The following is an 11,393-nucleotide window of genomic DNA, read 5'->3' on the forward strand; positions in this document are numbered from 1 at the left end:
CCAATCACGAACAAAGAACGTATCGTATCCTGGCCTGTCTGCAACATAATAATAATCGACGCCGATTTCCCCCGAAATAGGATCAGATATAGGCTTCTCTATGATATGTCCGATGCCAGTGAATAACTGCAAACCATCAATATGACTTCTGCCTAAGCTGGTTCCTAGACGTGCCTCAACTCCTAAGGAAACTGATATAGGCGAACCGTGATTGTTGAAGCTATTATGTAAAGGCGATGCAAGGTATTCCTCCGAAAAAAGGACCATTGAAACTCTCCTGATTTATTCTGTGTCGCTTTTTCGGAAGGCTACTGACATCGATTCCCACCAAACGGACAAAATGCAACTTGTCGGTTGATAACACAATCTTTTTAACGCTGACTTTTAGGTAGCTTACCGCAAACCACGTCGTAGGCCGTGCGGATCAAAAACGCTAATGCGCGAGCAGCCGACCTCGTACCCATCATCGCGGAAGTTCGAAACGCCGGCGCTGTATCCCTTCGCGAAATCGCGGCCGGCTTAAACAATCGCGGCATTCACACGGCACGCGGGAAGCCATGGTCGGCCGTTCAAATTCAAAGGGTTTTGGCCCGCATTTCGGCTTAAAAACACAGCCTATGATCACCCTCTGACGCTTGCGCGTGCGGGCTAGCGCTCGTGCCATGTGCCGGAAACCGTCACCCGTGCGCTGTAGACGACGTTCCCGGATTTATCTCGGACAAAGGCAGCGAGCACCTGGTGGTCGCTCTTTGGAAATGCACTCTTGGAAAGTTCACCAAGGGTTCGCAAAACCTCGTCTCGCCCTGCCTCCAAGTCGGGGAGATCGAACCCTTCCTGATCCACAAACCGAGAACCGTCGCGATCGAAATCAAAATATAACTTTGGCATAAACTCCGACTCCAGGTTATTTTCTAACGCCTCCCCCTGGAGAATAAGTAACGCTCGAACCTTTTGCCTCAATTACTCTTGTTAAAACCGTTTTTAGCGTCGGGTACCCGACATATCGATAGGACGGTTCAGAATGGCCCCGAGTGACGTTTAAGCCGCGGCTTGATACACCCATAAATGTGGGTTTGTTGATTCACACATTCTTGCTTTCGAGTTCGGCCGTACGTTTCACGATGAAAGCCAGGATTTCGGTCGTCATTTTCGTGTCGGCCAGCGCGCAGGCGGCCTTAAAGCGACTGGCAATTCGTTTCGGCACATCCAGGGAAAGCCGGTGCGTTGGCTCACCCGCGGCAAGCGGCTCAAGAAAGCTTCTATCTTTTCCTCGACCTGCATCGATGAAGGCGGTTTGCTCAACCGTCAGCGCGGGAGGCCTTGGCGCTGCGCTGAATTTTGGTTTTGCCATTTGGCGTCATCCACGCTTTGATTTCGGTCAATAGAGCTTCGATTTCACGCGAAGCCGCGCTATCCGGCGCATATTCGAAAATAGTTTGACCAAGGGTCAGGCTTTCGGCGAACGGCACGCGCTGGTGAATTTCGGCTTGCAGGATAGGGAAGCCTTCGCGTGCTGCTAGGTCACGAATTTCTCGACCAATCACCGTATGCCCGATTTTGCGGGAAACCACAAACCCACATTTTAGGTTTGGCTTAATCGATTGTGCCTCTTGGATTTGGGCAACGGTTTCAGACGCAGCCCACATCGAAAGACCGGAAGGCTCAATGGGTACAAGCACCATGTCCGACGCGATGATGACGCCGCGAGCGATTTTTTGCGCCCGAGGCGGCCCATCGATTACCGTATGCGTGTAATCGGAGGCCATTTGGATGGCGTCACGAGCCATATTGTCTCGTGCCATACCGATCACGCGGAACGGTGTTTCTTCACGCAAGGAAGCCCAAGAGGCCGCGCTTCCTTGTTCGTCGGCATCAATGAGGAGCACGCGGCTCGAACGGGCCAGCGCCGCTGCCACGTTGATCGACAGCGTGCTTTTGCCGACACCGCCTTTTTGACATAGGAACGAAACAATCATTCCTTGAGGGTAAGCGCTTTTATGGAAAAGCACAAACCCACATTCCAGCAGAACAACGCTGATACGGTCTGTTGTGCGGCCAACGTAAATAGGCTTGCTAAAACAGTCTAAGTCAAAATGTTGGCAAGTTGGAATTTCGGATAAATTGACGTTCTATTGGAAGTATGTTAATTTGGACACACTCAGTGTCTGATTTGTCCCCGTAAATCTCAAATTCCCCGTGTCGCCCCCATGCTTCATTTTGTTCCGAAATGAAGCGGGCATTGAACTGCCATATTCCAAAGCATGGATGCCGATTTGTCGGTCAGCCATCACCGGAATATTGCGTATAGACATGTTTATTACGTCATTTACAGCAAAAGCTTGAAACAAGGTCTTGAGCTTGAATGTATGGAAGCAGCACACTCGAAATCATCGGGAGGCATGAATGCAAGACGATTACACCGAGAGATTACTGCAAGGATACAGGAAACAAAGGGGAATATCCAGGTATTTAAGCCAGCTAGAGGCTGAAGGCTATTGGATAGGGTTTGCTCGCCTAAGGTTCACGGTTTCACAGGCAATTTACCCCCTGTTTTCAACCAATGCTACCCAAAAGGAAAAGGCTTGGTCGAAAGCAAGGGACCTATTCGACAGTTACATTCAACAATGGATCACAAACGCATTTAGAGGTAACACACGGACGCGCAAGCGTTCAAAGGACCCTGGATGGGTACTAATCGGTTTTTTTCATCGAGGAGCCAATGGGTATCTGCATGTTCACGTATTTCTATGCGTCAATGCAGGTCCAAACAGCGCCTTACGATGTAATTCCGACCAATTAGCGGAACGTCTCACCCATAATAAATACCATCCGCAAATAAATGATGTATACATCGAACAATGCCGCCCGAAGAAAGACAATGCAATCCGGTACGCTTCAAAAGATGCTTGGAGACCTGGAAGCGGTGAAGACCTTGTGTTTGCCCGAGCCTGTGAGCCCAATTTTCAATGAATTATATCCATCAATTGCATGATACTTTTGAGCAAACATTAGCGGATACGTCAGCCGGGCATTTGAAGGGCTCTAAATCGCTGGTAACACGCCTTTAGGTTGGCAATCCCTGGCCTATCAGCAACGTTCGCTGGCTCACGTAGGAGCGTACCGGCCATCCGCGCGTATTCCGAACTGGTCAGAACGTCTGCCACAATGATCGTCCGCGTGTCGGGTTCGATTGCGATCAAACCGTAGTCGTAAAGCGTATGGATATCGGCGCGCAGCAATATCCCGTTCGTGACGTGATTGGTCTGAAGGCCTTGGTAAGGGCTCAAATGAGCGGCTTCTAGAACCGCTTCTACCGTGCATCCGCTTATAGCGCAGCGTCTGCCGTAAGCTTCCAGGAGCTTTGAGCGAAACTCCGGTTGCCCCCGACGAGCATGAATTTCACGTAGGATTTTTTCGCGCTCGTCGCTCGAAGTGCGGGGGTCGAAAGGCTCGGCGTCTGTCGCACCGACTTTGGACAGTGCCGGCAACGATGCAAGTCGTTTCTCCAATTCGTTGGCGATCTCGTCCGGAACGCTATTTCCGCTAGCGTGGGCAGTAACGAGGTTATCGGACAATATGTCCTTATTCGCCTCAAGAGGGAGCAGAAACTCCTTTGTGGGGTCAACCAGTCGCTCAAACCGTATTTCGGCGCGGGGACACTTTAAAGGGTCAGTTGGAGTACTGCGAACTTCGGGACCACCAACGATTACCCCAACGCCAAAAATACCCCTGGGATTTTTCCCTTGTTTGAAGACGTAGACCCGGTCGCCTATGCGCGCTGCTTTACGTGATGAGATACGCCACCACTCGGTTGTATTTTTCGGGTCTGTTTCAACGCGGTTGACCAGATTTTGAAGGTCTCCAATTGGCCAGCCTTTGGGCGCGCGCGGTCCGCGGGGCGTAAACGTCAACCAATAACTTGGCATTTTGCAAAGCTCTGATCGGTTCTTAGAAGCGAAAGGGGGTCAGTGCAGATTCACACAGTCATCCCACGAGAGTGAAAGCGTTCATACAAGCGGCGTTGCCAAATGAGACGGTTCCGGTCGCAAACCAATCGCGTTTGCAAGGCGCGCAAGCGATTTTTCGAGTGCATTTTCTTCCTCAGATAGCGAGCCGGTTAAATCGCCCATAAGCACCTTTCTTTCGAAAGCTGGATTGCTTTTGGGCGAGTTAGTGGCGAGCCGACTTAAAGGCAGGACGGACCGGAATTTCTGGGGATGGTCCCCCGGTGGTCTCCGGTCAGGAGTCCGTTTGGCTTTCTGATTTGCGGCTTCAAAAAGGGCCTTAAAATCCGTCCCAAATTCAAAAATGACCGCTTTTCTTTTCAGGCCCTCAGGGGTCGGCCGATATCGCGATCCGCTTTTCGGAATAGGCCGATTTAAAAATCCCAACCGTTCCAGGGTTTTTAAAGCCCCGCGAATTTGGGCTTCCGTCAAATCGAGCGCCTGATGGTTGGCCAACGCACGCCGATCTACCGGAAATGGAAATTCAAGGCGATTTGGAACGGTCCAATACCGCGCGAGAAAAACAGCAAGCGCAAATGCTGCCTCGGCATTCCGGAAGGCTGCTAGTTCGCGCTTCAGGCAGTCCTGGACAGCTTTTGGCAGACGATACGGTCCGTCGTTAGCGGGAGGCTGAAATGGCCGCTGGCGGCGCCTTAAAATGGGCTTTGAAAAAGGACCGGATTTAAGAGCCGGAAAAATCGGATTTTGCACGCCAAAAGGCGCGCGCATTTGGAGTGCGAGCACGGGTTATCCTTCAGGGGTTTCACCCGCGAAAAGGATCAAGCCGCATTCCGGCAAAGCTCCGCCTTTGCGGAAAGCTCTCGTTTTCCGCTTGACGAGGCATCGGGTTTTCAGGGAATATCAATCCGCCAAGATGTGATTTTCCCCGGCCCTGCCGGACATGAGACCCGCCCTTACCCGGCGGGTTTTCGTGTTTCTAGGTCTCAGTTTCTCCCAGCGACTCCCCGAAATTCGGAAAGCGCCACAGCATACGATGGCCGATTCCGCGCCGATGGGTCAACCATGGTTAAACGTGTTTGATCAGGGCCGAAAAACGGAATCCGTTTTAGAAAATGCGTTGGTCGTGCGCCCGCAGCGGACAAACGCTGTCATCCAACGGAGTAATTATGCTTGAAATACTTTGGCTTAAAACGGACTCAAAAGGTTATATCGACAGAATACCATTGTATTGGTTAGTGGACGAAGGTGTAGTTCAAAGCGATGAGCATGAAATCATTGGGCCGCGAAAAGGCATATATACGGTGAGATGTGGAATATCGGTCAAAGAAAATATCCTTATCCTGTATTATGGCGGACAAAACAAAATACACAACTTAAGACTGGATAACATCGAAATCGGCCAGATGAAGATCGTTTTTTCAAATGAAAGTCGTCGATCTATACGTACGATTTATTGGAAGAGTGATGACCAAGAGGAATACGAACAAGCGCCTGTATCGGCATCCATCATTGAGAACCCGGAAGACGGAGACACCTCGCTTGGTTCAGAAGGCGAAAAACGCCTAGTGGTTCATATCCGAAGGGAACGTAAACCTGGACTGCGAAACAAGAAAATACGGCAGGTGCTCGACCGAGGCGAAAATCTGAGATGCGAAGCATGTGAATTCGATTTCGAAGCCCACTACGGCGTGATTGGACGAAGTGCCTGTGAGGTTCACCATCGCGTCCAGCTAGCTTCAACCGATGGCCCGCGTGAGGTTTTCCTCTCTGACTTGGCTATCCTCTGCGCAAATTGCCATCGTGTAATCCATCGGACTAGTCCAATGATTGATGTCTCTGAGCTTAAGACCAGAATGCTCGATACAAATGGAATTCACAGAATATAGGCTTTCCGAAGGCGTTCCCGACCGTGTGAAATAAGAACATCTTGACCGGTTAACTGCGTACCTTGCTCTTTTGCAACCTCTTTCAGCAACTTGTCCATTTCACAAGACAGTGTGCGCAAACCATCGTACTTTTCATTGGAGTCAAAAATCTTCTTTGATCCATCAGGAACGTATAACGACTTAGCTTTTACTGGATCGTGATACAATTCATCAAGAAATCGCTGAGTTTCCGCTAAAATTGCCAACTCGTAAATATGACCTGCTTGAAGCGCCAAGCGATCTGCATGATACATTGTCGCTGCAATATCGAAACTCGGAAACTTAATGGTTTTCCCCTCTTCCACTGCATCGTTCTTGACGTTTTTGCAAAGGCGAATCGCTTTTTTCAAGCCCCCGTTACAAGCGGTATCCTGCTTATTAACGCGATCGATGTGCAAAAAGGATAGGTTTTGAATCGTCTCTGGAATCTTTTTATCAAGAAGTACAATGCCTCGGTCACGCTCGTCTCCTGAGCGTTGATAATTAAACGTGTCATGCCAATGAGAAGGCACAACATCAACAGGACGTGCTAAGGATCCTCCTGAAATCGCAATAGCTTTTCCTCCAGAAGTATCAACGGTAGCGGCGGGAAATTTGCTAATGAGAATTTCCTCGGACTTTTTCCTTAAAGGCCAAAGAACAGAAACTGAATTCCTTGCGTCTGGACTGGTGTAACTTCCAATTAGGTCTCTAAGGCCGCCGCGGTCATACGTGTGATAACCAGCCTCTAGATTAAGCAAATCCACATCGCTTACGCCGCGTATGTGAACATTCAGCGGAACCGATCCCTGTAAACGAAATTCCACTGAGTACCCAGCGGACATAAGTCCATTCTTTAGTTGTTTACCAACGCGCTCTGCTGTTTCTACGCTAATTCGTGTGTATTCTGTTCCAACTTCCTGCATAGAACCCAGAACATAGCGAGTATTCGGCTGATTGTTGGCCCGCTTCTGCCACCTTTCATCGGTGACACTATCATTAAGGATTTCGGCTCTAGCTGTTTCGTTCAAGCGTCCAAGCCGATCCATGCCTCGTCGGCGAATTTTTAGCCGATTAAGACGTGCGTTGATATCCTGAGCCATTACATCACCTTAACAGAGAAATTTTCGTAGCAAGGGCTCACGGGAGGCAAAAGACTCACTTCCACGCTGACGGAGAATATTCAGCTTCGCCATATTATGCTCAAACAAATCTGTTGCCATCTCCGGTTTTTCAAACACATCGCTGATGCGCACGGTTTGAATATCCTTGAACATAATCACGCGAAGCTGATCCATTGACTGTGTATTGATTTCAAGGGTCTTCTGCAAAAGTTTAACACTCACCAACTTTTTTGCAAACCAGTATAATAAGCTTGGTTTAGGCTCTGGGTAGACGCCGACCCCAATACTGACGACGCGAACGTTATCGCGTAGAGCCTTCATTGCTACGGTAGCGTCCGCAATGGCGTACAATGTTGGATTATTTGCACAATATCCACCGTCGATAAGCTCGACTTGATCCCCGTTAGCGGTCGTCACAATCTTTCGTTTGAAGAAGGGGTATGCTGAACATGATGCCTGAACTGCATCAGCTATTGTACACCCAAATCCGTCCGCGAAAGTTCCTGTTCGGCCGTGAGCTTGAACTACACTGCCTTTGAAAATCATAGGCTGTTCAATAACCCATTTTGTCGTGACAATTCCAACGCCAGTTTTAAATTCACCAAACTTTTTGTCTTGAAAAACGTCCTGTGCGAGTTTTTGTAACGCGTTGGACTTTCCCCTTGCTGTTTTAGCCTTCATAATCCGAGGAACATGCTCTTTGTAAAGTGCATGAATTTGTTCGACCTCGTAACCTAAAGCAATCAGTGCCGCGATAATCGCTCCAGTGCTTGTCCCGAACACCAAGTCGAAGCGTTTATAGAGCGGGCAATCTAACATTGCCTCGATTTCGCGTAGCACGCCAAGAGTATAAAAACCCTTGGCTCCACCACCATCAAGGCTAAGGACGCGACAGTAATTGTCACTCACAGGCTCAAATGTAAGCTTGGCTATCGTACCCACAGTTGGGGATGGATTGGTCACAACAGAGACTTTCTGGCGCAGACAGCCTGTTTTTTATTTAAAAACAAATCGAGAACGCCGATATCGGCAATAAGTTGCATATAGGGTGCCCATAATTATGCGGTATCAACGCTTTTGTGAGGCCAGCGTAGCCAGTCCTAATTCCACCGCCGTAATCCCTCTGTGCTGAACACGACCCCAGCTTGCTGTTATCCAAAATTCCCACGTATCGTTCATTCAATGGGATATTCCCTTAGCAAGCACCCTTGTGGCTCGAGCCACCGTTCGTTAAGTATGGGATGGGTCGTTCTATCAAACGAAGGGAGCGTACTGAAAAGTGCGAGCCTGGACAACCAGCCCCACTTGCCGGGTCGGCCTTGCCGCACCCACTATACTCTGGATGAACGATCCACAGAATTTGTGACCTACTTTGAGTTGTGACCTTAGATTTTATTATAGCCTACGTTGAGGCTTTAAGCTGTACGTCAGCGTCACTTTGACAGTCGTTTAAGTAGAGATAGGCGACGTTTTTTGTCTTCTCCACTTGAGTCAACAATTGGCCCAACTGGGCAATTTGTAGGTCGAGTGGTGTTCCAGATTTCGATCAACGCCGGTCGGTTTAACTGCCACCAAGAACGAATTTGTTTATCGTATTTCTCTAATCCTCTGACACCGGCAAGCCGGTCACCCGTAACAATTGAAAAACTTGCACTATTACCTTGAAAATCAACATGAAAATGAGGCGGCGGGTGTTCATCTGCCCACATTTTAACTGAAAGCCCATCAATCCGCGCCACTAAACGCGGCCGAATACCCTTGGATAATAACTTTTTGTATTGTTTATCGAGATCTTCGCGTATATCTGGGTCGGCTAATGCAAAAGCCTCATTGAGGCCATCCAAAATGTAACCTTCAATAGGAAACTCTATACGGGCCATGTTCCTATCCCTCGGTAAAAATCGACTGTGACGAGGCTGAAAACTACACGATTTTAGAGTTTGACATGGGTAGGTATCAAGAGGCCGGAAGCCCTGTACCATTTAGTTAAACGTTCGTCTGTGTTAACGTTACAAGCGCAGGGAGCGGGGGAGTGGTGCGGTGGCTGATGTATCGTATGTCGCTTATTACCGGGTCAGCACGGCCCGCCAGGGCGTCTCAGGGCTTGGTCTCGAAGCCCAGCGGAAAACGGTCAGCGATTTCCTGAATGGCGGCTCTTGGAGCCTCGTCGGGGAATTTATTGAGGTGGAGTCGGGCAAAGCCGCCAATCGCCCTGAATTGGCAAAGGCTCTCGCGCGGTGTCGGGTCATGGGCGCGGCGCTCGTTGTCGCAAACGTCTCGCGCCTAACGCGAAGCGTCGCTTTCCTGTCCAAACTCCTGGAAGCCGGTGTCGAGGTCAGATTTTGTGACTTGCCCGCGATCGAAGGCCCAACTGGTCGGTTCCTTTTGACCCAGATGGCCAGCGTTGCCGAATTAGAGGCGGGGCTTATCAGCGACAGAACGAAAAAGGCCCTGGCCGCTGCGAAAGCGCGTGGGCAGAAACTCGGAAACCCGGGCAATTTAAGAAATCGCGATGTTGGGTGCGCAAATGGCCAGGCCGTGCGGATCAAAAACGCTAATGCGCGGGCCCTCGACTTTGCACCCATCATTGCGGAAGTAAGGGACGCCGGTGCGGTATCCCTCCGCGAGATCGCGGCCGGCTTAAACGATCGCGGCATTCACACGGCACGCGGGAAGCCATGGTCTGCCACCCAGGTACAAAGGGTTTTGGCACGCCTTTCGACCTGAAACGTCAATCAGCACCGCAATCTTAGGACGTGATTTCCGCAACCGCAGTCCCATCTAAACACGTCAACCAAGGAGGCCGTTATGGGACGATATGCGGGAAACGGAATGCAGCCATTCCAAGCCTACCGTCCCACAAAGGGCCGATCAGGTGCAGCGATGCAAGCTGATTTGGATAAAAAACACCAACGAGATGCGGACAGCATTGAAGCTCAGCGCGAAATTGATTCGTTGAAAGGGTTGGACCGCTCTTTGTCCGAGAGGATCGAAGAATTGGAGTTTGAGGGTGTTCCTGCGCGCAAAATTCTGAATCGTCTAGCAAAGCAAATTGCTCGGGCACGTCAACTAGCCGCTGCCTTAGATGCAGAACGAAAGCGCAACGCCGTACGTTAAGACTGGCAGTGAACGGGGGCATTGCCCCCGTCCGACTACACAGCAAAGAAATAATCTTGCTGGCTAAGGCTTGTTACGCCATCGATTGAAAAGGTCTCGGCGGTGCCGCCATCCGCGATCTTCCATGTTCCGCCCCCGAGATAGGCGAGTGTGGCGTCCGCGCTGTAACCACGGATATCGAGCTTGTCGCCGGCAAGGGCACCCGGATTGTCGAAATCGAGGATGCGGTCACCTTGGATTTCACCGCGGGTCAGCACGTAGGTGTCATTGCCGGCGCCACCACGCATCCGATCGGCACCCATACCACCAACTAAGATGTCGTTGCCGGCACCGCCGTTCAGAGCGTCGTTCCCGGCGCCGCCGAACAGGAGGTCGTTGCCCTCGTCGCCGTAGATGACGTCCACGCCATCCCCACCGTCGATCCAGTCATTGCCACCTTTGCCGCCGATTTGATCGTCGCCAATGCCGCCAAGAATGGTGTCTTTGAGGCCACCACCGCGGAGGAGATCGTTGCCGGCACCGCCGTCGATAAAGTTCAGGCCCGCACCGCCCTCAATCAGATCGTTACCGACATCGCCCCACAAGGAGTCATCACCATCGCCGCCGTAAATGGCATCGTCACCATCCTTGCCGCCGATCTGATCACTGCCATCGCCGCCTCGGAGAGTGTCCGCAAACATGCTGCCCCGCACGAGGTCGTTCCCGCCGAGAGCACTGATGTCCACGAAGTGATCGGCCAGCGTAAAGTCAAACGTCTCGTTTGCTTCTGTGCCGATGATGTTTTGGACGCTTGTGCTATGTGTACCGATGATTTCAAGAGTAACAATAGCATCGTTACTGACGTTATCGTAACCATCGACAAGACTGTATGCGAACTTAGAAATACCGTAATAGCCAGAGTCTATCCAACCCTCTACATTCGGTACACCAGAATAAAACGCGAGACCTTCGGGCAACACAACATCCACAAATAAGTTTGTTGATAGAGAGTGAAAGCCGTTGATACTTACGAAATCGCCATCTTGATCAAAGTCGTTTGTGCCGAGCGTCGTGGGACTGATGGTGAAAGCATCCAATTGCCGTATGACGACATGGTCGTTCTGAGCAATAGGAGCATGCTGCTCTGGAAGGGACCCATCGTAATTCAAAACAGTAATGTTAGAAATTATACCGCCAGGGCCATGCCAATCACGAACAAAGAACGTATCGTATCCTGGCCTGTCTGCAACATAATAATAATCGACGCCGATTTCCCCCGAAATAGGATCAGATATAGGCTTCTC

The 11,393-nt window shown here is 50.4% G+C and carries 14 protein-coding genes; 4 read left to right on the forward strand and 10 right to left on the reverse strand.

Annotated features, from left to right (window positions below; genetic code table 11):
- Nucleotides 1-267 (reverse strand): hypothetical protein (locus ASF60_RS25370; protein ID WP_210168783.1); only part of this gene is annotated, 267 nt, incomplete at its 3' end.
- Nucleotides 268-417: 150 nt separating this feature from the next.
- Here ASF60_RS25370 and ASF60_RS23945 point away from each other — a divergent pair.
- Entirely contained in the window at nucleotides 418-606 is a 189-nt protein-coding gene (locus ASF60_RS23945) for a recombinase-like helix-turn-helix domain-containing protein (protein ID WP_082508051.1), read from the forward strand.
- Between the two features lie 42 nt (nucleotides 607-648).
- Here ASF60_RS23945 and ASF60_RS26275 read toward each other — a convergent pair whose 3' ends face one another.
- The 5 genes from ASF60_RS26275 to ASF60_RS24680 all read right to left on the reverse strand — a co-directional run bounded on the left by ASF60_RS26275 (nucleotide 649) and on the right by ASF60_RS24680 (nucleotide 4,748).
- Complete coding sequence (locus tag ASF60_RS26275; RefSeq protein WP_443136777.1) at nucleotides 649-888, reverse strand: DUF6894 family protein; 240 nt, start codon at nucleotides 886-888, stop codon at nucleotides 649-651.
- A 193-nt stretch (nucleotides 889-1,081) separates the two neighbouring features.
- Nucleotides 1,082-1,351, reverse strand: coding sequence for a hypothetical protein (locus ASF60_RS17910; protein ID WP_200940998.1), 270 nt, complete (start codon nucleotides 1,349-1,351; stop codon nucleotides 1,082-1,084).
- Nucleotides 1,299-2,009, reverse strand: coding sequence for a ParA family partition ATPase (parA, locus tag ASF60_RS17915; protein WP_200940999.1), 711 nt, complete (start codon nucleotides 2,007-2,009; stop codon nucleotides 1,299-1,301). The genes ASF60_RS17910 and parA overlap by 53 nt, the downstream gene beginning before the upstream one ends.
- Nucleotides 2,010-3,020: 1,011 nt before the next feature.
- Nucleotides 3,021-3,911: an HNH endonuclease gene (locus ASF60_RS23950; RefSeq protein ID WP_162241334.1), complete on the reverse strand. Its 891-nt coding sequence runs from the start codon at nucleotides 3,909-3,911 to the stop codon at nucleotides 3,021-3,023.
- Between the two features lie 96 nt (nucleotides 3,912-4,007).
- Nucleotides 4,008-4,748 (reverse strand): hypothetical protein, encoded by a 741-nt coding sequence (locus ASF60_RS24680; protein ID WP_156634254.1) that lies wholly within the window; start codon nucleotides 4,746-4,748, stop codon nucleotides 4,008-4,010.
- 383 nt (nucleotides 4,749-5,131) lie between these two features.
- On the opposite strand from ASF60_RS24680, the gene ASF60_RS23955 reads away from it, so the two are divergent.
- Nucleotides 5,132-5,851, forward strand: a complete 720-nt coding sequence (locus ASF60_RS23955) for an HNH endonuclease (protein WP_162241335.1) — start codon at nucleotides 5,132-5,134, stop codon at nucleotides 5,849-5,851.
- On the opposite strand, the gene ASF60_RS17920 is transcribed toward ASF60_RS23955, so the two are convergent.
- From ASF60_RS17920 to ASF60_RS23960, 3 genes are all read right to left on the reverse strand, one after another.
- Nucleotides 5,839-6,972, reverse strand: coding sequence for a hypothetical protein (locus ASF60_RS17920; protein WP_056188154.1), 1,134 nt, complete (start codon nucleotides 6,970-6,972; stop codon nucleotides 5,839-5,841). The genes ASF60_RS23955 and ASF60_RS17920 overlap by 13 nt on opposite strands.
- 9 nt (nucleotides 6,973-6,981) lie before the next feature.
- Complete coding sequence (locus ASF60_RS17925; protein WP_244478491.1) at nucleotides 6,982-7,956, reverse strand: patatin-like phospholipase family protein; 975 nt, start codon at nucleotides 7,954-7,956, stop codon at nucleotides 6,982-6,984.
- Nucleotides 7,957-8,426: 470 nt separating this feature from the next.
- Nucleotides 8,427-8,873: a DUF4160 domain-containing protein gene (locus ASF60_RS23960; protein WP_162241336.1), complete on the reverse strand. Its 447-nt coding sequence runs from the start codon at nucleotides 8,871-8,873 to the stop codon at nucleotides 8,427-8,429.
- 160 nt (nucleotides 8,874-9,033) lie between these two features.
- Between ASF60_RS23960 and ASF60_RS17930 the strand changes: the two genes are divergently transcribed.
- Complete coding sequence (locus tag ASF60_RS17930) at nucleotides 9,034-9,720, forward strand: recombinase family protein (protein WP_056188159.1); 687 nt, start codon at nucleotides 9,034-9,036, stop codon at nucleotides 9,718-9,720.
- Between the two features lie 105 nt (nucleotides 9,721-9,825).
- The gene (locus ASF60_RS24685; RefSeq protein ID WP_156634256.1) at nucleotides 9,826-10,110 is read left to right on the forward strand and encodes a hypothetical protein; all 285 of its coding nucleotides are present in this window, start codon (nucleotides 9,826-9,828) and stop codon (nucleotides 10,108-10,110) included.
- 35 nt (nucleotides 10,111-10,145) lie between these two features.
- Here ASF60_RS24685 and ASF60_RS24690 read toward each other — a convergent pair.
- The coding region (locus tag ASF60_RS24690; protein WP_156634258.1) for a calcium-binding protein at nucleotides 10,146-11,393 on the reverse strand (1,248 nt) is incomplete at its 5' end.

This window comes from Methylobacterium sp. Leaf113, assembly GCF_001423325.1.
Classification (GTDB): domain Bacteria; phylum Pseudomonadota; class Alphaproteobacteria; order Rhizobiales; family Beijerinckiaceae; genus Methylobacterium.